Source organism: Sphingomonas sp. MA1305 (genome assembly GCF_016107325.1).
Classification (GTDB): domain Bacteria; phylum Pseudomonadota; class Alphaproteobacteria; order Sphingomonadales; family Sphingomonadaceae; genus Sphingomonas.
Window position 1 is genome coordinate 265,498 of the sequence record NZ_RCVT01000002.1, and the last position, 25,108, is coordinate 290,605.

Consider the following 25,108-nt stretch of genomic DNA (forward strand, 5'->3'; position numbering starts at 1 on the left):
ACGAAAGAGAGGATCGCGGTCATGGGAAGACCCGTAGCAGCGCACCGCCGTGTAGGACAGCGCAAGACGCTACAGCGGGGCGACCCGGCTGAGCGTCGAGACGCCATTCTCGTCGAAGGCCTCGACCGCGACGTAATAACGCTGGCCCACCGTCAGCGCGCGCAACGGCAATGCCGCTGCCCGTCCACCGGCGACGCGGTCGGCGAACAGCTGGTAGGTCAGCGCCAGCCGATCGGGCCGGATGCCCCAGCGCACGTTGTAGCCGACCGCGCTCGGCACGCGCGTCCAGCGGATCGTCGCGTTGCGGGTGTCGCGGTCGCGCGTCGCGGCGAGCAGCGTGGGTGGGGGCGGCGCGGCACCCCCGGCGGTGCCGAACACGCGCAGGTCGCTGATCGCGAGATGCGCACCCCCGACATGGCCGTGGACGTAGCGGACGAAGCGCGCCCGCACCGGCCGCGGCAGTTCGAAATAGGCGTTGGGGCGGTCGCGACGCGGCGGCTCGGTACGGGCGAGCGGCCGCCACGCCTGGCCGTCGAGCGACGATTCGAGGCGGAATTCGGTGTAGATGTCGGGCGCATCGCCGAACCGCCCCGCCTGATAATCGGCGAAATTGACCTGCACCGCACGCAGCGTCTTTGCCGCGCCGAGGTCGATCGTCAGCGTCGCGCCCGGCGCCTTGCTCGGCGACAGCCAGAAGCTGCGCGGATTTTCATCGGTCGTATCGCTCGCCGGGTGCCCGTCGACGCTGCCGCTCGCCGTCGCCGCCTTGCGATAGGAGAGCAGCATCCAGCCGGTGAACAGCGAATCCGGGTCGGTGAAGCGCGTCGTCGGCATGCGCTGCGGGAAGTCGCCGAAGCGGGTCGAGACGCGCATCTGCCCGTCGGCGTCGAACACCGTCGGCCACATCCCGATCCGCCGCTCGAACGTCCAGTTATAGCCGATCCACGGCGTGCCGGTGTTCCACCAATTGCCGTGGAGATCGCGGAAGGTGTTGCCGTGCCCCGCCCCCTGCACGAAGCCGCCGGGCTTGTAGCCGACCGGATTGTAGGGCGCGTAGGTGAACGGCCCCATCGGCGAACTGCCGACATAGGTGCCGGTGGCGTAGGCGTTATATTCGGTGCCCGGCGCGCCATATTGCAGATAATAGCGCCCTCCGACCTTGGTCATCCACGCGCCCTCCATGAAGGGCTTGATCGGCGTGCCATTGGGCAAAGTGCCGCTGTGATCCTGGCCGAACCGTTCCCAGCCGTGACGGTCGGGGTCGAGCAGGATGAAGGACTTGCGCGGGCTGCCGTAGGTCATCCTGCCGTCGGCGAACGACACCGGCGCGCCGTAGATCGGGAAGACGTTGGACGAATTCCAATAGAGGTACCAGCGCTTGTCGTCGTCCTGGAACAGGTCCGGGTCCCACGGACCGGGCGGCACCTGATCGCCCTTGATCGTATCCTCGAACCCCGACTTCACCGCGCCGGGCAGGACGGGCATGCGGCGTACATAATAGTCGATGCGGCCACTTGCCGGATCGGAGGTGCCGTAGATCGCCCCCTGCCCGGTCATTGACGGCATGATCAGCAGCCGCTCGCCGTCGGAGGAGACGGCCGGCGCGACGATGCCCTCCGCCGGCCAGCGGCTGGGCGTGACGAAGCGCCACGTCACCAGATCGGTCGAGCGCCAATAGCCGTCGGCGAGGGTGAGGAAGAGGTAATAGGCGCCCTTGAACGGCACGATCACCGGATCGGCGCCGGTGCGGTAGGAGACGCCCTCGTTGACCTGCTCAAAATTGTAGCGGTAATCGAGGTCGACCGGATTGGCATAGGTGTGCGGCGCGGCCGTGGCCTGGGCCGCGGCGGCGAGTACGAGGCTTGCGATCATCGGTGCGCCTGGATGAAGAGGTTGGTGGTCAGCCGCCCCGCGCGCGGATCGATGCTGCGCAGCATATCGTGCGGAATGATACCCGAATGGAGCAGGCAGCCCTGGTAGAGGACGACGCGGTCGCGCTTGCCCTCGACCAGGCCGATCCGTTCGAAGGCGGCGTTGCTGGCATTGGTATAGCCGCTGAGCTGCGCGCCGTCGCGACGGGCGGCGGCGATGAAGGCGTCGCGGTTGCCGGCGTCGACCCGCTCGATCCCGGTCGCCTGCTGGCGGTAGAAAGCGGTGCCGGGGGTGTCGGCGAGATAATGGAGCACCGCGAGATAGCCGGGATCGACCGAATCGAAATGCGGAATGCGCTGTGCCGGCGACAGCGTGTCCGGCGCGGCGGTGACCATCGAGAAGCTGCCCTCGATCCAGTCGAAGCCGTCGACCTCGAAGGCGCCGCCGATGAACGGCGCGAGCGCCTGGAGCAGCCCGGTGGCATAGTCATGCGCGGGTCCGTCGGCGGCGGTGAGCACGCGACGGACACCGGGGTAATAGCTGCGCGCGACGTTCGGAAAGGGCGCCAGCGCGGCGGCGAGATCGACGATGCGGTCGACGTCGCCGGTGGCACCGTCGACGATGACGACCGGACTCTGGCTGCGGCCAATGCGGATCAGGCTGGGGGTCACCGAAGCTTAGCGACGCATTTAACGCTCATTAACTGCATGCAATCCCGCCCGCTTTTATCGGCAGGGGGTTCTTTAACGTCACGTTTACTGAACATTCCACCTCCAACATTCCCGTGGCGGAAAATATTCCGATCGACTACTATCAAGTAGTCGAGTATGATGCTTCATCAGCCAGTGCTGCACATAGAAGCCCAAATTCAAGTCAACTTGTTGGGGAGTGTTCTACATGCGCATCCTATCGATCGCTATCGCTGTCGGCCTCACCATGTCCTTGCCGCAACCAACAATAGCCCAAGTGACCCCAGGATCACACACCTACACTATACTTTCAAATTTTACGAGGCTGACCCATGATGAATGGGTGACGCTAGTTCAACAGCAAATTGATGCCGGATATATTTTCTACGTGAACAGCGAAAACGTAAACAGTTGGGGTGCGGAGCGAATAGTGAACACCTTAGGCTCATATTACATGTATGTTTATGGACCGAATCATCACGAAGTTCCGGCTTACACCGGAAGTCAGCGTTGCGAATATGTTTTCAACACGAACAGCTCTTCCCCATATTATGGAGAAGCCCTTCTTCTGTGCCTCCCGGCATACGGAGCACATTGACCGTATACGGTCTGAAGCTTGAGACCGCGTGGATGGTAACTAGGCTCAGAGGCGCTGTGAAGAATGCGCCTCTGAGCCAATCCCATCAGAACTTGTAGCGCGCGCCGACCTGGAACGAGCGCGGCACGCCGGTGGTGTCATTCTCGCGCTTGGTCGGGTTGAGGCCGGAGCCGGCGCCCCAGGCCGTATAGGTCCGGTTGACCGAATCGAACAGGTTGAAGGCGGCGAAGTTGATCTCGAGATCATGCCCCCACGGCATGCGAAAGTTCTTCGAGATGCGCGCGTCGACCGAGGCATAGCCGACGATCTGGTCCGGCCAGAACACGCCGCCGAAATTGCCGTAGGTGCCGCTCGGACTGCCGAATTCGGGCGGACCGGGGCGCGTGATGACTTGGCCGAAGGACGGGCCGGAGCTGAACGTGCCGGTGACCGAGATCTTCGTGTCCCACGGGCCGCGGGCGATACCGGTGCCGACGAAGCGCCACTTCTCCACGCCCGCGACATAGTTGATGCCATAGGCATCGACGCGCGGACCGTTGTAGAATTCGTCGCCCTGCAGTTCCTGCGCGACGTTCGACCGCGCGCGCTGCAACGTCAGCGTCGAGGTGAAGCCCCAGGTCGAGCCGGTGACGAACGGCTTTTCGGCGGTGACGTAGACGGCGGTGTAATAGGCCTTGCCGTCGTTCGAACCGATGTTCAGCTTGCCGCTATAGCCGGGCAGGATGCCCTGAGCCGGGAAATTGTCCTCGATGAACTGGTCGCCCAGGCTGGTGTACTGGCCGTTGAGCAGGCGGTTGCCACGCACGTACTTGAAGATGTTGTGGCTGCGGATGTGGCTGAGCGTCACCGATGTCTGAATTGCGCCCAGCCGCTTGCGGACGCCGACGTTGAACTGGTCCGAATAGGGCAGCTTCGTATCGTTGTTGAGCAGCCACACCTCGCCGCCGACACCTGTCGCGGTCGCGGCGGCGCGCAGCGCGTCGACGTTCTTGTAATTGGCGTTCCAGACCAAGGTCGTTTGCGGAAGCACGCCATTGTTGCCGGGCTGCGCGCGTACGTCAGCACAGGTCGGCTGCGTCGGACCATCGCAGAAGTTGAGCGTGACGGTGCGCTGATACAGCGCCTTCACGGTCTCGATGCCCGCGGTGATGAACAGCGGCCGGTCGTAATAGCGGCCGGCACCGGCGAACAGCACCAGGTCGCGGTCGCCCTTGACGTCGTACGACACGCCGAGACGCGGCTGGAACGCCTTCCAATAGGGCTTACGGTTGTTGCCGGTGGAGATGTAATCCTCCGGATTGATGCCGGCGGCCTTCCACGGCTGGTAATTGCGCAGCGCCGTCGCGATCGCCGCCGGGGTGACGAAATTGTCGTTCTTGGCGTTGGTCTCATAGTCCCAGCGAAGGCCGGCGTTGATCGTCAGATGCTCGTTGACCGTCCAGTCGTCCTGAATGAACAGGCCGATCTGCGTATCCTTGGCCTTGGCCGGCTGCACGGGTACCAGCGAAACGCTGCCCTGGATCGGCGTGGACGCGTCGAACGTCGTGTAGTTCGCCGGCGTGAAGATATACTGGCCGTTGCTGAGATTGTCTTCCTCGCGCGACAGATCGTTGAGCGCGACCTTGACGCCCGCCTTCACGACATGACCGGAACCGTAGAAGGTGACGTTGTCCTTGAACGTCCAGGTCTTTTGATTATCGGCCTGTTCGAAGCCGTTGGTGCCGAGCGAGGCGACGATGGCACCGGGCGTGCCGAGCAGGATCTCCGGGCCGCTGCTGACGCGCGGCGTGCCGTTGAACACGGTGTTGTAGGCGACGGTGGCCTCGTTCAGCCAATTGTCGCCGCGATGGTTCCACTCGAGCTGGTACAGGTCGATTTTCGACTGCAACAAATGGCCGTGCGACGGGACGGACGTGCCGCCGAAATCGGCCAGGTTGCTTTCGCGACGGAAAAAGCCGCTGAAGTTGACCGTATCGGCATTGCTGACGAAGGCGGTCAGTTTGCCGAAGTACAGCTTCTGGTTGAAAGCCTGCGGATAGCTGCCATTATACTGGTTGACGATCGCCTGCGGGACGATCTGGTCGGTCTGCCTGTCGGGATTGTTGTTGCCCAACAACACGGCGCTGGACGGCGCGCTCTGGTCGGTCGCCTCGAACGCGCCGTAGAAGTGCAGCACGTCCTTGATGATCGGGCCGCCCAGGTCGCCGCCGTATTGCTTGCGGTCGTAGTCGCCCTGCTTGTTCGATCCGTCGCGGTTGTTGGCATTGCCCGGCCGGTCGAAATATTTGGTGCCGTAGAAGGAGCTCGGCTGCCATTCGCCGAACAGAGTGCCGTGGAACGACGTGCCGCCCGACTTGGTCACCGCGGTGATGATCGCGGAGCCGGCCTGTTCGTACTCGGCCTTGAAGTTCTGCGTATCGACCTTGAACTCCTGCACCGCGAGCTGCGGGAACGGGTTGCCCTGGCTGAAGTTCTGGCCGGCGACGCCGCCGTGGTTGACCTGGTTCTTGAGGCTGAGGCCATCGATGAAGACGTTGACGTTGTCGGCGCTGACGCCGCCTGCCTGGACCTGGCGGTTGCTGCGGCCGGGGGTAACCGCGACGCCCGGGGCGAGCGCGGCGAAGTTCAGGAAGTTGCGGTCGCTCTGCGGCAGGCTCTCGATCTGCTGCTGCGAGACGTTGGTCGCGACCTCGGCGGTGCGCACTTCCTGGGTGCGACGGCCGGTGACGACGATGTCGCTGCCCGAACCGTTGCCGGCGTCGGCCGACGTCGTCGTGCTGGTGGCAGCGGCGGCTTCCGCATTGGCGGCGGGGGTGCCGATGTCGAGCGTGATCGTCTGGCCGACGGGGACGACGACCTGCTCCGGCCGCTGACCAGCCACGTCGACGCGATAGGTGCTCGGGCGGATGCCGGGGATGGTATAGTCACCGGTCGCATTGGTGCGGCCGTTGATCACCTGGCCGGTGGTCAGATCGGTGATGACGACGGTGGTCCCTGCCGCCGCGCCCTCGATATGGCCGCGCAGGGTGGAGGTCGCCTGCGCAAAGGCCGGCGTACCGATGACCAGCGCCGCGGCCAGCGCCGCCGCCGAAATGCCGCGAACAGTGCGCGCGCGATGAATCCTGGATGCCATTTCAAACCCCTCCACGGTCGTCCCTTGCCCCGTCTTTGCTCCCGACGCGCCGACGACAGGAGTCGGCCCGCGGATCGCGAGAGGCGTGTGGAACCGGTTACTCGCCCGCGTAACCGGTTACAACGGCATGGATCAGCCTTGCGTCACTATGCTGCGAACTGTTGCAGCCGGGTCACACTCCGCCCGGACCGGCCGGCGCGGCGGTGGCGCGGTTCAGGCGATCGGCGGCGCCGCGCAATGTCTGGCGATGAACGCCTCGTGGGTCGGCAGGCCGGCGGCGACATCGGCGATCACCTCTTCGACATCCTTGAGGAAGGCGGTGGCCTGATCGGCCGGGATCATGTCGACCATCGGGTCGTAATGCGCCTGCAGCCCCTGGCCGAGCAGCACCTGCACCCAGCTTTCCTCGCGGAACAGCTCGGCCTTGCCGTGCATGAAGAAGCGGGCCGAGGCGCGGAACAGGTCGAGCCGTTCGGTCAGGCTGTCGGGCACGTCCATATGCTTGACGTAACGCCAGAAATCCGTGTCCTCGCGCTCCGTCACCTTGTAATGGGCGATGATGAAGTCGCGCACGTCGCGATATTCGAAATCGGTCTGGCGATTGTATTCGGCCATGTCGGCGGCGTTGAAGCCGCGCCCGGGGAAGAGCGCGATCAGGCGCAGGATGCCGGTCTGTATCAAATGGATGCTGGTCGATTCGAGCGGCTCGAGGAAACCGCCGGCAAGGCCGAGCGCGACGACGTTCTTCTCCCACGCCTTGGTCCGCTTGCCCGGACGGAAGCGCACCGCGCGCGGATCGGCGAGCGCCGGCGTGTCGAGATGGGCGAGCAGGGTGTCCGCCGCGTCCGTGTCGCTGGTGAAGCGGCTGGCATAGACATGGCCGTTGCCGGTGCGGTGCTGGAGCGGGATGCGCCATTGCCAGCCGGCGTCGTGCGCGGTCGATCGCGTATAGGGGGTCAATGGCCCCGTCCCGCGCGCGGTCGGCACCGCCAGCGCGCGGTCGCAGAGCAGCCACTGGCTCCAATCCTCGTAGCCGACGCCCATCGCGTCGCCGATCAGCAGGCCGCGCATCCCCGAACAGTCGACGAACAGGTCGCCGTCGACGCGGCGCCCGTCGGCGAGCACGACATGGTCGAGGAAGCCGTCGCTGCCGCGGCGGTTGGCGGCGACGATCCGCCCCTCGATCCGCTCCACCCCCGCCGCCTCCGCCCGCCCGCGCAGGAAGCGCGCGAACAGCGAGGCGTCGAAATGATAGGCATAGTCGAGATCCGCCATCGGCGAATGGGGATTGGACGGATCGGGCATGGCGAAGCGGTTCATCCGCGCCGCCAGCGTGTTGAGGGCATACAGATCGAGATGCTTGGCGCGCCCCGCCGCCTGTTCCTTCAGCCAGAACTGGTGGCAGTGCAGCCAGTAGAGGTCCTGGCCGATCTTGCCGAAGCCGTGGATGTAGCTGTGGCCGGGCGCGCGCCAGTGGCGGAATTCGATGCCGAGCTTGAACGTCGCCTGCGTGGCGCGGACGAATTCGAATTCGTCGATGCCGGCCAGCCCGATGAAGCTGCGCAGCGCCGGGATCGTCGCCTCGCCGACCCCGATCGTGCCGATCTCGTCCGATTCGATCAGGCGGATCGTATAGGCACCGAGGAACAGGCGCGACAGCAGCGCCGCGGTCATCCAGCCCGCGGTGCCGCCGCCGACGATGGTGATCGTCTTGATCGGGGGGTTGGGGTGCGGGTCGGTCATGGCACAGCCTCCGTCATGCCGGACTCGTTCCGGCATCCACGGTGCCGCAGACGATCACGCCGGCGCGTGCGCGGAAGGGTGGATGCCGGAACGAGTCCGGCATGACGGGAGGGTCGGACCATCACCCCAACCATCCGCCCGTGAACCCGGCACGCTGCAGGCCGCGGCGGATCGTCGGCGAGCGGCGCATGACGCGCCACACGCCCTCGTCGCGGGTGTTGGCGATCGCGCCGATGATCGCGCCCTGGTCGATGCCGAGATAGTCGCCGTCGACCCAGCCCGACTTGGGATCGACCGATCCGTTCTCCAGCTTGACGTCGGCATAGCGGAACGACGGGTTGAAACTGTCGAGGAAGCCATAGCGGCCGTAGAGCTTCGGCCAGGCCTTCATCGCGTTTGCCGCCGGCACGACGATCTCCGGCGCAAAGGCGAGGCTGCCAAGCGCGGCGGTCGGCGCCAGCGTGCCGTCGTCGCGCTCGTCGGGCTGGCCAAGCGGCCCGCGCGCCGAATAGCCGAAGAATTCGGCGGTGCGCCCCTTGAACGGCAATTGGACATTGCCCGGCCCGTCGCAGGCGGTCAGGCCCCAGATGTCGCGGCCATAGCCATCCCACTGCATCGGATTGGCGATGCAATAGGCGCGATTGGCATAGGTCGCGCGGCGGCTGTTCTCGAAATAATCGAACCCCGCCTGCCGCATCGTCGCATCGCGGATGCCGCGGAAGTCGATCCACATCTGGCTGTACTGGTGACCGAACAGCGGCGCGAAGGCGAGGTGACGGGTCGCCCCCTGCCCGCGCCAGAAGCCGGGATAGGTCCTCGTCCACGCATCCCAGGCCCCGTCGGCGAGCGGTTTGCCGCGGCTGCCGAGGCCGACGACATAGACCATCATCCCCTCGTTATACCCCTCCCACGGCCGCTCGATGAAGCCCTGGCCGGGATGCCAGCCCATCGACACGCTGCCGCGGGCGTTGGTGAACCACGGCCAGTCGGCGCGATCGGTGATCGTCTGCGCCAGCCGGCGGATCTCCGCCTCCGCCGGGTCGGCGCGGTCGTACCAGGCGCCGGCGAACAGGATGCCGAGGAAGAGCAGGGTGGTGTCGACGCTGGAAAGTTCGGTGTCGCGGAAGCGCGCGCCGGTCTTCATGTCCAGGAAATGGTAGAAGAACCCCTTGTGCCCGCTCATTCCGGCCGGCGCGTCGCCCTGCGGCGCCGTGGCGAAGAAGCGCAGGGTGGTCAGCGTCAGGTCGCGCGCCTCGGCCCGCGTGATCCAGCCGCGCTCGACTCCGATCGGATAGGCGGTCAGGGCGAAGCCAACCGCCGCGATGCTGGCGAAGGACGGCGTCGGCCAGCGGTCCGGCACGAGGCCGTTGTCGTGATTGGCGAGATCCCAGAAGAAGCGGAAGGTGCGCTGTTCGAGGTCGTCGAACCAGCCCGGCAGTTTGGTCGCCGCCGGCGCGGCCACGGCCGCCTGCGGCAGGCCGGCGGCGGCCGCGGCGACGAGCGGCGCGCGCGCCAGCAGGGTGCGGCGATCGAGCGGAAACGGCGAAAAGGTCATGATGCTCCGGCGGCTGTGGTCAGGCGGGGGATGAATTCGGTCGGCACGGTCTGCGTCTCGGGCGTCAGCGTCGCGCCCTCCAGCGCGTCGATCAGCCGGGCGACGGCGCGCGCGCCCATCTCCGCCAGCGGCACGCGTACCGTGGTCAGGCCGAGATAGCGGGACAGTGGAATGTCGTCGAAACCGGCGATGGCGACCTCGCCCGGCACCGCCGTGCCGGCGTCGCGCAAGGCGGTCAGCGCGCCCAGCGCCATCTGGTCGTTGGCGGCGACGATCGCGTCGAAGGCGATTCCGCGTGCGCGCAGCATCGCCACCGCCGCGCCGCCCGATTCTTCGTGGAAGTCGCCGACGACCACGGTCGGCTGCACGCCGGGCAGATGCCGCGCGCAGGCGGCGAGGAAGGCGTCGCGCCGCTCCTGCGCATCGATATTGCCGTCCGGGCCGGCGATATGGACGAGCGCGCGGCGCCCGGTGGCGACGACATGCGCGACGACCGCCGCCATTCCGGCGCCATTGTCGATGCGGAAGGCGGCATGGCCGGCGCCGTCGTGCGAATTGACCAGCACCGCGGGCACGTCGCGTGGCAAGGCATCGTCGAGGCCGGCGGCATCGAGCTGTGGTGCCATCACCACCAGCCCGTCGACGCGTCCGCGCATCGACCGCACCGCCTGCGCCGCCAGCGCCGCATCGGCATGCATGTTGGACAGCAGCAGGTGGTAACCGCGCGCCGTCACCTCGCGGTCCATGCCGCGGACGATCTCCGAAAAGAATTCGCCGTGCAGATCGGGCAGGACGACGCCGATCGCGTGGCTGCGCGCCAGCGACAGGCTGCGCGCGCCTGCATGCGGCACATAGCCCAGCGACTTGGCGGCGGCGAGCACGCGGGCCCGCGTGTCGGGATGGACGCTGCTGTGTCCGTTGAGCGCGCGCGACACGGAGGCGACCGATACGTCGGCCTCGCGCGCCACGTCGCGGATCGTGGCGGATGCCTGTCTCACGTCCCTCCCCTCCCAGTCGAGCCGGCGCTGCTATACCGGCGGCATCGCGGCTTGTGCGATCCCTATCGGCTGTGTAACCGGTTACAACAACGCGTCAACGCGAAAAGCCGGATGGTCCGACGACGGATCGCGGGTACACGGCGGACGCGAGCGTGAGGGGAGTTTCGTTAGCTATGACCGACATCACCATTTCGCGGCGTGCGGCGCTGATGGGCGCGGGCGCGATCGTCGCCTGGGCGTCCAGCCCGGCGCGCGCGCTGCTCGCCCAGGCGGACCCGCAGGCGCTGCCCGCGCGCATCGAAGCGATCGTCCAGCGCATGACGCTGGAGGAGAAGGCCGGGCAGCTGCAGCTCAACGCCGCGGCATGGAGCGGCGGCATCGCCACCGGCCTCAACCCGCCGTCGAACGGCCCGAGCTTCGAAGGCCAGGTCGCGGATGCGGTGGCGGGCAAGCTGACCGGCGTGTTCAACGGCAATGGCGCGGAAATGGCGCGGCGGATGCAGGATGCGGTGATGCGCCAGTCGCGGCTCAAGATCCCGCTGATCTTCGCCGCCGACGTGATCCACGGCCATCGCACCATCTTCCCGGTGCCGGTCGCCGAGGCGGCGAGCTTCGACCCCGATCTCGCGATGCGCACTGCGCGCATGGCGGCCTATGAAGCCGCGGCGGCGGGCATCGACTGGACCTTCTTCCCGATGGTCGACATCGCCCGCGACCAGCGCTGGGGCCGGACTATGGAAGGCGCCGGCGAGGACCCGTTGCTCGGCCAGCTGTTCGCCGCCGCGCGCGTCAAGGGCTTCCAGGGCAGGAACCTCGCCGATGCCGATGCGGTGATGGCCTGCGTCAAGCATTTCGCGGCCTATGGCGCGGCGGAAAGCGGGCTCGACTATAACAGCGTCGACCTGTCCGAACGGACGCTGCGCGAGGTCTATCTGCCGCCGTACAAGGCCGGGTTCGATGCCGGCGCGATGAGCGGCATGGCCTCGTTCAACGAGATCAACGGCATCCCCTCGCACGGCAATCCGTGGCTGCTGCGCAAGGTGTTGCGCGACGAATGGCGGTTCCCCGGCTTCATCGTCGGCGACTATACCGGCGACGAGGAGATGATCGCGGCCGGCTTCGCCAAGGACGGCAAGGATGCCGCGCGCATCGCCTTGCTGGCGGGCGTCGATATGTCGATGCAGTCCAACCTCTATGCGCAGCATCTGCCGGCGCTGGTGCGCGAGGGCGCGGTGCCGCAGGCGGTGCTGGACGAATCGGTGCGGCGCGTGCTGGCGGTGAAGCACCAGCTCGGCCTGTTCGACGACCCGTTCCGCCGCATCGACACCAAGCGCGAAACCGCGCGGTCGCGCACCAAGCCGGCGCTCGCCCTGTCGCGCGAGGCGGCGCAGAAGGCGATGGTGCTGCTGAAGAACGACGGCGACCTGCTGCCGCTCGACCCGTCACGCAGGATCGCGCTGATCGGCCCGTTCGCCAGCGGCCAGCACGACCTCAACGGCCCGTGGGTGGTCTATGGCGACAACAACCGAGCGATCGACCTGGCGACCGGCGTCAAGGCGGCGGGCGCGCGCAACGTCTCGGTGACGCCGGGCTCGGGTGTCGAGGAGCCGCTGGCCGGCGGCATCGACGCGGCGGTCGCGGCGGCGCGGGCGGCGGACGTGGTCGTGCTGGCGATCGGCGAGAGCGAGACGATGTCGGGCGAGGCGCAGTCGCGCACCGCGATCACCGTGCCCGCGCCGCAGATGGCGCTGGCCGAGGCGGTGGCGGCGACCGGCAAGCCGATCGTCGTGCTGCTCAAGAACGGCCGCGGCCTCGCGCTGGAGGGCGCGGTCAAGGACGCGCCGGCGATCCTCGTCACTTGGTTCCTCGGTTCGGAGACCGGCCATGCCATCGCCGACGTCCTGTTCGGCAGGGTCGGTCCCTCCGGCCGCCTGCCGCTGAGCTTCCCGCACGAAAGCGGACAGGAGCCCTATTATTACGCGCACAAGGCGACCGGGCGGCCGGCACCGGACGGACCGCGACAGCCCTACAAGGCGCAGTGGCGCACCTCGCCCAACGCCGCCCTCTATCCGTTCGGCCACGGCCTGACCTACGGCAAGGTGAGCTATGCCGCGCCGGTGGTGCCCGCGACATTGCCCTGGGACGGGCGGATCGAGGTGGCGGCGACCGTCACCAACAGCGGCACGCGGCCGTGCGAGGAGCTGGTGCAGCTCTATATCCGCGACCGCGTCGCCAGCATCACCCGGCCGGTCCGCGAGATGAAGGCGTTCCGCAAGGTCGCGCTGGCGCCCGGCAAGAGCGAGCGCGTCGCCTTCACCCTGACCCGCGAGCAATTGCAGTTCCTCGGCAAGGACCTGCAGCCGACCGTCGAGCCGGGTACGTTCGACGTGTGGATCGCCCCATCGGCGCAGGCGGATGGCGTGCACGGCACCTTCGACCTGGTGCGATAAGGTGTGCGGTCGGGCCGCTCGTGACCCGGCATCCGGGCGACGACGGGAGGCGCTTGGTACCGCCACGGCAGACGGCCGGCGGCCTCGACCGCGGTGGCGAGATGGCGCCATGCCGCTGCGGCGGCTGACGCCACTCGCCGTGCTGGTGCTGGCCGGTTGCGCAGGCGGCTATCGCCCGGTCAGCGACACGCCGGTACAGATCGGCCGGCCTTATAGCGTGCGCGGCCATCGCTATGTGCCCGCGCCCGCGCCCGATTACGACATGCTGGGCTATGCCAGCTGGTATGGCGGGGAATCGGGACATCGTACCGCGCTCGGCGAGAAGTTCAGGGCACGCTGGCTGACCGGCGCGCATCGCACCTTGCCGCTGCCGACCTATGTCGAGGTCACTTCGCTCGCCACCGGCCGTCGCATCCTGGTGCGGATCAACGATCGCGGACCATTCGCCGGGGGCGACAGCCGGATCATCGACCTGGCGCAGGGCGCGGCGAACGAACTGGGGCTGACGGGCAGCCCGGCGGCCGTGCGCGTGCGGGTCGTCACGCCGGACGAGGGCGATCGGGCCCGGCTGCGGCGCGGCAAGGCGGCGACTCCGCTTCCCCCGGTTGCGGAGGACGTACTGCAAAGCTTTCGGGCGCAACTGGCGGCATCGCACCACTGAACGGTCCTGCAGGTGTGTTGCATCAGCCTGTAACACTGGCGCGCGATCGGTCGCCCTCCACAGCACCGGTCGCCCGTCATGATCTTCCTCCTTGCCGTCGCTCTAGCCTCTACCCCGGTCGCCAGCCGGCTCGTTCCCGAACGGGTCGTCATGCTCATGCGCCACGGCGTCCGCGCGCCGATCGACGGCGAGGCCCCTGCCGACACGCGCAGCGCCGCGCCGTGGCCGCACTGGCCGGTGGCGGCGGAACAGATGACGCCGCACGGGCTCGCTGCGCTGCGTATCCGCGGTCGGGACGATCGCGCGTGGCTGGCGGCGGCGGGGCTGCTGTCTCGGCGTGGCTGCCCCGCCGATGGCGAGGTGCGCGTGCACAGCAACGTCAGCCAGCGCACGATCGACAGCGCCGCTGCCTTTCTGGCCGGCTTCGCGCCCGGCTGTCCGATCGCGGTCGAGCATCAGCGCGAGGGGACCGTCGACCCCTTGTTCGAAGCGTTGCGCGCCGGGGCCACCGACTTCGATGCCGCGACGGCGGTCCGGGCGATCGAGCGGCATACCGGCGGCATCGCCCGGCTGGCGGCGCGCCATCGCGGCGAACTGACGCTGCTCGACCACGTCCTCGCCTGCCCGGGCACCCACGATTGTACGCCGCCCGCGCCGGAGACCGTCGGCGCCACGCCCGACGGCCGCGGCATCGAATTGAGCGGCGCGATCCGCAAGGCGTCGGGCACGGCGCAGGTGCTGCTGCTCGAATATGCGCAAGGACTGCCGATGCGCGAGGTCGGCTGGGGCCGCGCCGATGCGGCGACGATCCGGCGGCTCGGCCGGCTGCACGCCGCGCTGTTCGACGTCTTCACCCGGCCGCCCTATATGGCCGCGCATCAGGCCGGGCCGATCGGCCGCGCGATCATCGCCGACCTGACCGCCCCGCACGGATCAGCCCTGTCCCTCTATGTCGGCCATGACACCAACGTCACGGCGCTCGCCGCGGCGCTCGGCGTGCCGCTGCGCACGCCCGATTATGCCGATGGCGACGTCGCGCCGGGCGGCGCGCTGGCGCTGACGCTGCTGCGCGATCCGGTCACCGGCGCCAGCTACGTCCGCATCCGCTACCGCACGCAACCGCTGGCGGCGCTGCGCCATCTGACGCCCGGGGTGACCAGCACGACGATACGCATGCCGGGCTGTGCGACGCTGTGCCCGTTGCCCCGCTTCGTCGCTCTGCTGTCCCGCCGCCTCGCGCCGGCGCGCTAGAGCCGATCGCCATTCGGCATGGCCGGCCATGGTTCGTCATTCCCGTGGAGGCGGGGATCCAGACCCTCTGACGTCACAGCTCTACAAGCCGCCTCCGCGCGTCTGGATGTCCGCCTTCGCGGAATGACGGAAGGGCGCTTCCAAAGCCTGCGATGCTGAATGGCGATCGGTCCTAGGGTCTGATCCACCGTCGTAGACGTGGCAGCGGCCCACGCTCCCACCCGATCGCCCGAAGCGTGACCTGATTGGGCGGTCGGGCGGGGCGTTGGCCCGCTCCGACCCCGATCCGGCTTTGCCGGTCCAAACACGAGTATACTTTTTACGACAGCGATGCTGCCGATACGGACACAAAGGTTTGTAACATAGTTTTGCCCGCACCCAGCCCAGATTGAGGTGCCCGATGGCGACCACAGCAGCGACCTTGACGGGGGCGGCACCGCCGCGCCCCGATGACACGAAGCGCGCGCGCAAGGCCTTGCAGTCGCTCAATTTCTTCATGGCGGACATGCAGGCGGGCATCGGCCCCTTTCTTGGCGTCTTCCTGCAGCAGCGCGGCTGGCACACGGGGCCGATCGGCACGGTGATGACCGCCGGTGGCGTTGCCGGCATGGTGATGACGGTGCCCGCCGGCGCCTTCATCGACCATACTCCGCACAAGCGCTGGGTGGTGATCGTCACCGGCATCTGCACGGTGCTCGCCTCGTTCCTGATCCTGTGGTCGCAGACCGGACTGGTCGTCACGGTCAGCCAGGTCGCCACCGCGATCGCCGGCGCGGCGATCGGCCCGGCGGTGACCGGCATGACGCTCGGCATCGTCCGGCAGAAGGGCTTCAACGCCCAGAACGGCCGCAACCAGGCGTGGAACCATGCCGGCAACATGATCGGTGCGGGTCTGTCCGGCTGGCTCGGCTGGAAGTTCGGCATGCCGGCGATCTTCTATCTCGCCGCCGCCTTCGGCGTGCTGGCGATCATCAGCGTGCTGATGATCCCGGAACGCGCGATCGACCACCGCGCCGCGCGCGGGCTGGAGGGCGACAAAGGCAAGGACGAGGATCAGGGCGGCCAGGCGGAGGGCTTCAAGACGCTGCTCCGGAACAAGCCGATGCTGATCCTCGCCGCCTGCCTTGCCTGTTTCCACCTCGGCAATGGCGCGATGCTGCCGCTCTACGGCCTCGCCGTCGTCGGCGCCGGCAAGGGCAATGCGGCGATGTTCACCGCCACCACCGTCGTCGTCGCGCAGGCGGTGATGATCGTCACCAGCCTGATCGCGATGAAGGTCGCGGCCGGGCGCGGCTATTGGCTGGTGCTGCTGATCTCGTTCGCGGCATTGCCGGTGCGCGGGCTGATCGCGGGCAGCGTCATCGAACATTGGGGCGTGTGGCCGGTGCAGGCGCTCGATGGCATCGGCGCCGGGCTGCAAAGCGTGGCGGTACCGGGTCTCGTCGCCTGCCTGCTCAACGGCACCGGCCGGGTCAATGTCGGCCAGGGCGCGGTGATGACGATCCAAGGCGTCGGCGCCAGTCTGTCGCCGGCGATCGGCGGCTGGCTGGCGCAGCTGCTCGGTTACAAGGCGGCCTTCTTCATCCTTGGCAGCTTCGCGCTGGTCAGCCTGGCGCTGTGGATCGGCTTCGCCGCCACCCTGCGCCCCGCCTGCAGCGGCACGCACGACACCGACGACACGACGGAGCAGGCGGCATGAGCGACGCGACGATCGCCTGGGTCCATGTCGGCGACCTGCATCTGGAAGACGCCGACGGCTGGGAAAGCCTTGCGCGGTTCGAGGCGATCATCGCCGAGGTGACCGAGCATCTGGCCGGTCAGGTCGACTTCGTCTTCCTGCCCGGCGACAATGCCAATCACGGCACGCCGGACCAATATGCCGCGATGCGCCGCGCGCTCGCCGGCCTGCCCGCCGACCTGCCGTGGCGGATCATCCCCGGTGACCACGATTATGAGCCCGGCGACCTCACCGCCTATGAGGAAGCGGTGCCGCCCGCCAACCGGCCGGAGGGGGAGACGATCGCCGGCCATCGCTGCATCTTCCTCGACATCGTCTCCGCCGGCGCCGGCGGTCCCGACTTCCGCCTGACCATGCATCACCGCAACCGGCTGCGCGAGGAACTGGCCACCGCGGCGGCGCGCGGCGAGGTGCCGCTGGTGTTCATGCACGCCTTTCCCGAGGACCTCGCCGCCGATGGTGCCGAGGTCGCCGAGGCCTTCGCCCGCGCCGGCGTCGCCTTCGTCGACACCGGGCATACGCATTACAACGACATCCTCAACGACGGCGCGGTCGTCTACGGCGCGACGCGCTCGACCGGCCAGATCGAGGAGGACGACGGCCAGCCTGGCTATACGATCGTCGCGGTCCACGACCGCGTGCCGAGCTGGCGTTTCCGCCGCACCGGTGCGCCCTTTCCGCACGTCCAGATCGTCAGCCCCTGCGATCTGCGGCTGGTGACGCGGCCGTACGATCCGGTGCAGGTGCCACGGCCCGGATCGGTCGACATCGTCGCGCGCGTCTTCGGCCACAGCGACGCGCCGGTCCGCGTCTCGGTCGACGACGGCGCGGAGACGCTGATGACCCGCGACGGCGACGGCCAGTGGCGCGCGCGCCTCGTGCTGACCGCCGGCCATCGCCGGATCCGTGTCGTCTGCGACGCGGGGGAGGATCGGATCGACCTGCTCGTCCGCCCCGCCGATCAGGTGCCGAAGCGGGGGCCGCTGGTCGCCGGCGGCCACAGCTGCCACAGCGTCGGCGCATGGCCCGCGGCGGGGATCGCGGGCACGCAATTGGGGCCGAACAGGAACGGGGGCAAATGGTGAGCTTCGCGACGGGCGCGACCTGGGCGGTGGCGGGATTGGCCACCGCCGGCGTGATCGCGCGGCCGATGCGCTGGCCGGAATGGATCTGGGCGGTGGCGGGCGCTGTGGTGCTGGTCGTCGCCGGGCTGGTGCCGCTGTCCGCGGCGGGCGGTGCCGTCGCCAAGGGGCGCGACGTCTATCTGTTCCTGATCGGCATGATGCTGCTCAGCGAGACGGCACGCGCGCACGGCGTGTTCGACTGGGTCGCGGCGACTGCGGTCAACCGCGCCAAGGGATCGACGACGCGGCTGTTCGGCCTCGTCTATCTGACCGGCGTCGTGGTCACCAGCTTCATGTCCAACGATGCCACCGCGGTGGTGCTGACCCCGGCGGTGTTCGCGGTGGCGCGCCGCGCCAAGGCGGACCCGCTGCCGCTGCTGCTCGCCTGCGCGCTGATCGCCAATGCGGCGAGCTTCGTGCTGCCCATCTCCAACCCCGCCAATCTCGTGCTGTACGGCGGCCACATGCCGCCGCTCGGCCAGTGGCTCGGCTCGTTCGCGCTGCCGTCGCTCGCCTCGATCGTCGCCACCTATCTGGTGCTGCGCTGGGTCGAGCGTGCCCGGCTCGGCGGCGAGTGCGAATGCGACGTCGACGCGCCCAGCCTGTCGCACGCCGGCCGCGCGGCGCTCGCCGGCATCATCGCCACCGCGGTGCTGCTGACCGTCGTCTCCGCGCTCGACCGGGAACTCGGCTTGCCGACCGCGATCGCCGGCATCGCCACCGCGGTGATCGTCTCCGCCATCGCGCGCCGCTCGCCGCTCGGGCTGGCGAAGGACGTGTCGTGGGGCGTGCTGCCGCTGGTCGCGGGGCTGTTCGTGCTGGTCGAGGCGCTCGACCGGACCGGCGTGATCGCCTGGGTCGCCGGCTTGCTGCGCGGCGCGGCGGCGCAGCCGGTCAGCGGCGCCGCCTGGGCGGGGACGATCCTCGCCTTCGGGTCCAACCTGATGAACAACCTGCCCGCCGGCCTGATCGCCAGCACGGCGGTGGCGCAGGCGCACCCGCCGCGGATCATGGTCGACGCGCTGCTGATCGGCGTCGACCTCGGTCCAAACCTGTCCGTAACCGGCTCGCTGGCGACGATTCTGTGGCTGCAGGCGATCCGCCGCGAGGGCGAAGACGTCGGCTTCTTGCGCTTCCTCAAAGTCGGCGCGCTGGCGATGCCGATCGCGCTCGCGGCGGCGCTGGGGGTGCGGCTGGCGCTCGGCTGAGCCGCGCCGCGCGATGTCCTACGCCAGCCGTGCGAAAACCTGGCGCTGGCCCGGCACGTCGACGCGGAAGGCAAAGACGTTGCCCGCCTGCGGCTGGGCGGCGCGCGCCTCATCGGTCAGGCCGATGCTGGCGCTGGTCGCATATGCGGTCATCAGGTCCGGCCCGCCGAGCGCGACCTTGGTGATGTTGGCGGCGGGCAGCGCGACCTCGAGCGACAGCGTGCCGTCCGGGGCATAGCGGCGCGCGCAAAAGCCGCCCCACAGCCCAACCCAGACGTTGCCGGCGGCATCGACCGAGACGCCATCGGGATTGCCATGGGCCGGATCGATCCGCGCGAAATCGCGCGGCGTGCCGGTGCTGCCGTCGGCAGCGATCGGCACCGCGTGGATGATGCCGCCGATCGTGTCGACGTGGTACAGCGTCCTGCCGTCGGGCGCGATGCCGGGACCGTTGGTGATGCAGACCGCAGGGATGTCGGTGGTCGTCACGACGCCGCCGTCGAAGCGGTGGACCCGGCCGCTCAGATGGCTTTCGCCGTCGTCCATCGTGCCGAACCAGACCGTGCCGTCCGGCCCGACCGTCGCATCGTTGAGGCGGTTGCCCGGAAAGTCGGGCTCGGGATCGTGGAGATGGTCGAATCGGCCACTGGCCGGATCGAAGCGCGCGACGCCGGTCTGCAGGCCGGCGAGCAGCGTGCCGTCCGCGGCGGGCAGCACCCAGCCGATCTGCGCCGGCGCGTCCCAGCGCTCCGCCGGCTGCCCCTCCGTCAGACGATAGACATGCTGCCGCTTGATATCGACGAACCACAGGCAATCGCGCGACGCATCCCAGACCGGCCCCTCGCCCAGCGCGGCCTGGCCATCCCAAACGGTGCGGATGTCGGTCATCGGATCGTCCTCTCTGTCGGTTGCATTGTTGTGGTTCGGCGCGCGCCTACCTATAGGGCCCCTATACCGCAAAATAAGTCAGACAGAAGTGGAGACCGTCGTGAGTGAAGCCGATCCGCAGCAGAGCTTCCGGGGCATCGAGGCCGCGACCGGTACGCCGCTCGACCCCGCCTATCCGGTCAGCACGCTCGCCGATGTCGACGCCGCCTGCGCCGCCGCGGCGGCCGCATTCGACGCCTATCGCGCCACCGATGCCGAGGCCCGCGCTGGCTTTCTGGAGGCGATCGGCGAGGAGATCATGAACCTGGGCGATGCGCTGATCGAGCGCGCGTCGAAGGAAAGCGGCCTGCCCGTCGCACGACTGACCGGCGAGCGCGGGCGCACCGTCGGCCAGCTCAAGCTGTTTGCCGACGTCGTCCGTGCCGGCCGCTGGCGCGGGGTACGCATCGACACTGCGCAGCCCGACCGGCAGCCGCTGCCCAAGCCCGACCTGCGCCTGCGCATGATCCCGGTCGGCCCGGTCGCGGTGTTCGGCGCATCCAACTTCCCGCTCGCCTTCTCGACCGCGGGCGGCGACACGGCCAGCGCGCTCGCCGCCGGCTGCCCGGTGGTGGTGAAGGGCCATCCGGCGCATCCCGGCACCGATGCGATGGTCGCCGATGCGATCCGCGCCGCCGCCAAGCGGACCGGCATGCCCGAGGGGGTGTTCGGCCATGTCCGCGGGCCGGCGAACGAGTTGGGCGCGGCGCTGGTCGCCGATCCGCGCATCGCCGCGGTCGGCTTCACCGGCTCGCGCGCCGGCGGCCTGGCGCTGGTTCGCATCGCGCAAAGCCGCGACGTGCCGATCCCTGTCTATGCCGAGATGTCGAGCATCAACCCGGTGATCCTGATGCCGGAGGCGCTCGCCAACCGTGGCGCGGCGCTCGGCACCGCCTTCGTCGGCTCGCTCACGATGGGCGCGGGTCAGTTCTGCACCAATCCCGGCCTGCTGCTCGCGATCGAGGGCCCCGGCCTCGACGCCTTCGTCGAGGCGGCGAAGCAGGCGATCGCGGCGCACGAGCCGCAGCCGATGCTGACCGGCGGCATCCGCCAGGCGTTCGCGCACGGCACCGCCGCGCTCGCCGCCAATCCCAAGGTCGAGGAGGTCGCCGCCGGCCGCACCGGTGACGGCGTCGCGCGCGAAACCGCGCGCTTCTTCTCCACCACGTCCGACGCCTTCCTCGCCGATGCGGCGATGGGGCATGAGGTGTTCGGCGCCTCGTCGCTGCTGGTGCGCTGCACCGACCTCGACGCGCTCGCCCGCGTGCTCGAGGCGGCGGAAGGCCAGCTGACCGCGACGCTGCATCTCGACGCCGGCGACCGTGCCGATGCCGCCAAGCTGGTGCCGATCCTCGAGCGCAAGGCCGGGCGCATCCTCGCCAATGGCTGGCCGACCGGTGTCGAGGTCGCGCATGCGATGGTGCATGGCGGCCCCTTCCCGGCGACGTCCGACGGCCGCACCACCTCGGTCGGCTCGCTGGCGATCGACCGTTACCTGCGCCCGGTCTGCTACCAGGACCTGCCCGCGGAACTGCTTCCCGCCGAGCTGCAGGACGGCGCGCAGGGGCCGAAGCTGGTCGACGGCCAGGCGGCGTAGCACGCCCCTCACCCTCCCGCCGGCGCGGGAGGGCAGCCCCTTGACCCAACGCCAATCTGAGATATTGTCCAACAAATACAGGAGAGGAATGCCAGTGCGACGCGGACCGCGAGACGGACGTCGATGAGCGACGGCTGCATCGCCATCGATTGGGGGACGACCAACCGCCGCGCCTATCGGCTCGACGCCGACGGCGGCGTGGTGGAGACGGTCCGCGACGATCGCGGCGTGCTGGCGATGGCGGCGGACGAATATCCGCGCGACATCGCCGCCTATCGGACGCGCTGGGGTTCCTTGCCGGTGATCGCGGTCGGCATGGTCGGATCGACCCGCGGCTGGCGTGAGGCCGCCTATGTCCCTGCCCCGGCCGGGCTTGCCGATCTCGCCGCCGCCTGCCTGCGCCTGGAAGACGACGTCACCATCGTGCCCGGGGTCGCGGTAGCCGGGGCGCGGCACGACGTGATGCGCGGCGAGGAGGTGCAGGCTCTGGGCGCCGTCGCCGCCGGGCTCGTGCCGCCCGACGCGCTGCTCGCCCAACCGGGCACGCACAACAAATGGATCGCGCTCGCCGACGGGCGCATCGCCGACGTCACCACCGCGATGACGGGCGAATTGTTCGCGCTGCTCAAGGGGCATGGCATCCTCGCCGGGATGCTCGACGGACCGGTCGGCGACGGCGACGCCTTCCGCGCCGGGCTGCGCCGTGGCGCGGGTGCACGCGACCTGCCCGCCGCACTGTTCGAGATCCGCGCCTCGGTGCTGCTCGGCGCGCGAGCGCCCGAGGATGCCGCGGCCTTCGCCAGTGGCCTGCTGATCGGCGCGGATGTCGGCGCGCGCGACGACGTCGCCGGCCGTACCGTCCACCTGCTCGCCAACGGTGCGCTGGCCGATCTCTATGCGGTGGCGATCCGCCAGCGCGGCGGCGAGGCGCTGCCGATCGACAGCCACGCTGCCTTCGTCGCGGGCGTCCATGCCCTTCAGGAGCTGATCCGATGACCGATCTCGCGCAGCGCTATGCCGCCGCCTTTGCCGCCTGTCCCCTCGTCGCGATCCTGCGCGGGCTGACCCCGGAGGAGGCGCCGGCGGTCGGCGACGCGCTGGTCGAGGCCGGCATCACCCTGATCGAAGTGCCGCTCAACTCGCCGCGGCCGCTCGACAGCATCCGCCTGCTCGTCGACCGGCTCGGTGACCGCGCCTTAATCGGTGCCGGCACCGTGCTGATTGAGGCGGCAGTCGCCGACGTCGCCGCGGCGGGCGGCCAGCTGATCGTCTCCCCCAACACCGATGTCGCCGTGATCCGTGCCAGCGTCGGCGCCGGCCTGATCTCGCTACCCGGCTATTTCACCCCGAGCGAAGCGTTCGCCGCGCTCGCCGCCGGCGCCACCGCGCTCAAGCTGTTTCCGGCGGAGGGCGCGAGCCCGGCGACGCTCAAGGCGCAACGCGCCGTGCTGCCGCGCGACATCGCGGTACTCGCCGTCGGCGGCGTCTCGCCCGAGAATATTCCGACCTGGCGCGCCGCCGGCGCCGACGGGTTCGGCTTGGGTTCCAACCTCTATCGCGCGGGCAAGTCCGCCGCCGACGTGGCGGCGGATGCGGCGCGTTTCGTTTCGGCCATCAAGGATCCGGCATGACCACGACCCGACTTCTTCAGCATCGCGGCCCTGACGGCCGCCGCCGCGTGATCCTGAGCGAGGAGGGCGACAGCCGCTTTCTCGCCGATGTTGCGACGACGCTGGCGCTCGCCCGTGCTGCGATCGCCGACGGGACCAGTCTCGCCGAAGCGGCGCGCGCCCGGCGGACGGACGAGACGGTCGACGTCGCCGCGGAGCTGAGCGCCGGCCGCATCCTGCCGGCGATCGACCATGACGATCCCGCTCGGCTGACCTTGGCCGGCACCGGCCTCACCCATCTCGGCTCGGCGGAAGGCCGCGACGCGATGCACAAGGCGGCGGCGAGCGCGGACAAGCCGACCGACTCGATGCGCATGTTCCTCGAGGGCGTCGAGGGCGGCAAGCCCGCCGCCGGCGTTGTCGGCCAGCAACCCGAATGGTTTTACAAGGGCGACGGCCAGTCGCTCGTCGGCCCCGAACAGCCCCTGACCTCCCCCGCCTTCGCGCAGGACGGCGGCGAGGAGCCGGAACTCGCCGGCATCTATCTGATCGGTGACGACGGCACGCCCTATCGGCTGGGCGTCGCGCTCGCCAACGAGTTCAGCGACCATGTCACCGAGCGGCACAATTACCTGTGGCTGGCCCATTCGAAGCTGCGCCAGGCGGCCCTCGGGCCCGAATTGCTGATCGGCGACGTGCCGGGCGACATCCGCGGCACCAGCCGCATCGTCCGCGACGGCCGGACGCTGTGGGAAAAGCCCTTCCTGACCGGCGAGGACAATATGTCGCACAGCCTCGCCAATCTGGAGGGGCATCACTTCAAATATCCCAATTTCCGCCGGCCTGGCGACGTCCATGTCCATTTCTTCGGCACCGCCACCCTGTCCTTCTCGGATCAGGTGGCGACCCGGGCCGGCGACGTCTTCGAGATCGAGGCCGCGCCGTTCACCTTGCCGCTGCGCAACCCGCTGGCGATCGCCGAGCCGGCCACGGTCGCGGTGCGCGCGCTGTGAGCACGCCGATCCGCCTTGCGCTCGTCGGCATGGGCAAAATCGCGCGCGACCAGCATCTGCCCGCGATCGCCGGCAATCCGGCCTTCAAACTGGTCGCGACGGTCAGCCGCCACGGCGGGCCGGAGGGCGGCCTGCCGTTCTTCCAGGACATCCAGGCGCTCGCCGCCAGCGACGTGACGGTCGACGCGGTCGCCCTGTGCACGCCGCCGCAGGTCCGTCGTGCCATCGCCGAGACGGCGATCGCCGCGGGCTGGCACGTCTTTCTCGAAAAGCCGCCCGGCGCGACGCTGGCCGAGGTGGAGGCGCTGCGCACCGCCGCGGACGCCAAGGGGATCAGCCTGTTCGCCAGTTGGCATTCGCGCTACGCGCCCGGCGTCGAACCGGCGCGCGCCTGGCTCGCCGATCGGACGATCCGCGCGGTGACGATCACCTGGCGCGAGGATGTGCGGGTGTGGCATCCGGGGCAGGCCTGGATCTGGGAGCCGGGCGGCTTCGGCGTCTTCGATCCCGGTATCAACGCCCTGTCGATCGCGACGCGTATCCTGCCGCGGCCGTTCTTCGTCGAGTCGGCGGAGCTGGACGTGCCGTCCAACTGCGCCGCGCCGATCGCCGCGCGCATCGCCTTCCGCGATGCCGCCGACGTGCCGATCGCGATGGACCTCGATTTTCGTCAGGAGGGGCCGCAAAGCTGGGACATCATCGTCGAGACCGACAACGGCACGCTGACGCTCGCCAAGGGCGGGTCGGAGCTGTCGATCGGCGGCGGCGAGGTGCCGGTCGCCGAGGATGCGCTGCACGGCGAATATCCCGGCCTTTATGCCCGTTTCGCCGAGATCGTGCGGGCGGGCACATCGGACGTCGACGTCGCACCGCTGCGCCATGTCGCCGATGCCTTTCTACGCGGCCGGCACGTCAGCGTCGAACCGTTCGTCGAATGACGG

At 69.1% G+C, this 25,108-nt stretch carries 18 protein-coding genes; 11 read left to right on the plus strand and 7 right to left on the minus strand.

The window, feature by feature from the left end:
* Positions 1 to 69: 69 nt before the first annotated feature.
* From D9601_RS09235 to D9601_RS09260, 6 genes are all read right to left on the minus strand, one after another.
* Positions 70 to 1,872 (minus strand): family 43 glycosylhydrolase, encoded by a 1,803-nt coding sequence (locus tag D9601_RS09235; RefSeq protein ID WP_198353709.1) that lies wholly within the window; start codon positions 1,870 to 1,872, stop codon positions 70 to 72.
* Positions 1,869 to 2,543: a DUF6445 family protein gene (locus D9601_RS09240; RefSeq protein WP_198353711.1), complete on the minus strand. Its 675-nt coding sequence runs from the start codon at positions 2,541 to 2,543 to the stop codon at positions 1,869 to 1,871. Before D9601_RS09240 ends, D9601_RS09235 begins: the two co-directional genes overlap by 4 nt.
* A 701-nt stretch (positions 2,544 to 3,244) precedes the next feature.
* Positions 3,245 to 6,292, minus strand: a complete 3,048-nt coding sequence (locus D9601_RS09245; protein ID WP_198353713.1) for a TonB-dependent receptor — start codon at positions 6,290 to 6,292, stop codon at positions 3,245 to 3,247.
* A gap of 213 nt (positions 6,293 to 6,505) precedes the next feature.
* On the minus strand, positions 6,506 to 8,035 hold the full coding sequence (locus tag D9601_RS09250) for a tryptophan halogenase family protein (protein ID WP_198353715.1): 1,530 nt from the start codon (positions 8,033 to 8,035) through the stop codon (positions 6,506 to 6,508).
* A gap of 121 nt (positions 8,036 to 8,156) precedes the next feature.
* The gene (locus tag D9601_RS09255; protein WP_198353717.1) at positions 8,157 to 9,590 is read right to left on the minus strand and encodes a glucoamylase family protein; all 1,434 of its coding nucleotides are present in this window, start codon (positions 9,588 to 9,590) and stop codon (positions 8,157 to 8,159) included.
* On the minus strand, positions 9,587 to 10,588 hold the full coding sequence (locus tag D9601_RS09260; RefSeq protein WP_198353719.1) for a LacI family DNA-binding transcriptional regulator: 1,002 nt from the start codon (positions 10,586 to 10,588) through the stop codon (positions 9,587 to 9,589). Before D9601_RS09260 ends, D9601_RS09255 begins: the two co-directional genes overlap by 4 nt.
* Before the next feature lie 173 nt (positions 10,589 to 10,761).
* Between D9601_RS09260 and D9601_RS09265 the strand changes: the two genes are divergently transcribed.
* The 6 genes from D9601_RS09265 (at position 10,762) to D9601_RS09290 (ending at position 19,020) form a co-directional block, all read left to right on the plus strand.
* Complete coding sequence (locus D9601_RS09265; RefSeq protein WP_198353720.1) at positions 10,762 to 13,038, plus strand: glycoside hydrolase family 3 N-terminal domain-containing protein; 2,277 nt, start codon at positions 10,762 to 10,764, stop codon at positions 13,036 to 13,038.
* Positions 13,039 to 13,147: 109 nt separating this feature from the next.
* Positions 13,148 to 13,699: a septal ring lytic transglycosylase RlpA family protein gene (locus D9601_RS09270; RefSeq protein WP_198353723.1), complete on the plus strand. Its 552-nt coding sequence runs from the start codon at positions 13,148 to 13,150 to the stop codon at positions 13,697 to 13,699.
* A gap of 78 nt (positions 13,700 to 13,777) precedes the next feature.
* Positions 13,778 to 14,950 carry a histidine-type phosphatase gene (locus tag D9601_RS09275; RefSeq protein WP_198353725.1) on the plus strand — a complete coding sequence of 391 codons (1,173 nt, stop codon included), beginning with the start codon at positions 13,778 to 13,780 and terminating at the stop codon, positions 14,948 to 14,950.
* A 400-nt stretch (positions 14,951 to 15,350) separates the two neighbouring features.
* Complete coding sequence (locus tag D9601_RS09280) at positions 15,351 to 16,649, plus strand: MFS transporter (protein ID WP_232474022.1); 1,299 nt, start codon at positions 15,351 to 15,353, stop codon at positions 16,647 to 16,649.
* Positions 16,646 to 17,773 carry a metallophosphoesterase family protein gene (locus D9601_RS09285; protein WP_198353726.1) on the plus strand — a complete coding sequence of 376 codons (1,128 nt, stop codon included), beginning with the start codon at positions 16,646 to 16,648 and terminating at the stop codon, positions 17,771 to 17,773. The genes D9601_RS09280 and D9601_RS09285 overlap by 4 nt, the downstream gene beginning before the upstream one ends.
* Positions 17,770 to 19,020, plus strand: a complete 1,251-nt coding sequence (locus tag D9601_RS09290; RefSeq protein ID WP_198354432.1) for an arsenic transporter — start codon at positions 17,770 to 17,772, stop codon at positions 19,018 to 19,020. The genes D9601_RS09285 and D9601_RS09290 overlap by 4 nt, the downstream gene beginning before the upstream one ends.
* 18 nt (positions 19,021 to 19,038) lie before the next feature.
* Here the strand turns inward: D9601_RS09290 and D9601_RS09295 are convergent, their stop codons facing one another.
* Complete coding sequence (locus D9601_RS09295) at positions 19,039 to 19,908, minus strand: SMP-30/gluconolactonase/LRE family protein (RefSeq protein WP_198353727.1); 870 nt, start codon at positions 19,906 to 19,908, stop codon at positions 19,039 to 19,041.
* Positions 19,909 to 20,008: 100 nt separating this feature from the next.
* Here D9601_RS09295 and D9601_RS09300 point away from each other — a divergent pair, with 100 nt between their 5' ends.
* From D9601_RS09300 to D9601_RS09320, 5 genes are all read left to right on the plus strand, one after another.
* Positions 20,009 to 21,544, plus strand: a complete 1,536-nt coding sequence (locus tag D9601_RS09300) for an aldehyde dehydrogenase (NADP(+)) (RefSeq protein WP_332837959.1) — start codon at positions 20,009 to 20,011, stop codon at positions 21,542 to 21,544.
* A gap of 123 nt (positions 21,545 to 21,667) precedes the next feature.
* The gene (locus D9601_RS09305) at positions 21,668 to 22,540 is read left to right on the plus strand and encodes a 2-dehydro-3-deoxygalactonokinase (protein ID WP_198353729.1); all 873 of its coding nucleotides are present in this window, start codon (positions 21,668 to 21,670) and stop codon (positions 22,538 to 22,540) included.
* Entirely contained in the window at positions 22,537 to 23,175 is a 639-nt protein-coding gene (locus D9601_RS09310) for a 2-dehydro-3-deoxy-6-phosphogalactonate aldolase (protein ID WP_198353730.1), read from the plus strand. Before D9601_RS09305 ends, D9601_RS09310 begins: the two co-directional genes overlap by 4 nt.
* On the plus strand, positions 23,172 to 24,167 hold the full coding sequence (gene araD1 / locus D9601_RS09315; protein WP_198353731.1) for an AraD1 family protein: 996 nt from the start codon (positions 23,172 to 23,174) through the stop codon (positions 24,165 to 24,167). Before D9601_RS09310 ends, araD1 begins: the two co-directional genes overlap by 4 nt.
* On the plus strand, positions 24,164 to 25,105 hold the full coding sequence (locus D9601_RS09320) for a Gfo/Idh/MocA family protein (protein WP_198353732.1): 942 nt from the start codon (positions 24,164 to 24,166) through the stop codon (positions 25,103 to 25,105). The genes araD1 and D9601_RS09320 overlap by 4 nt, the downstream gene beginning before the upstream one ends.
* Positions 25,106 to 25,108 lie beyond the last annotated feature (3 nt).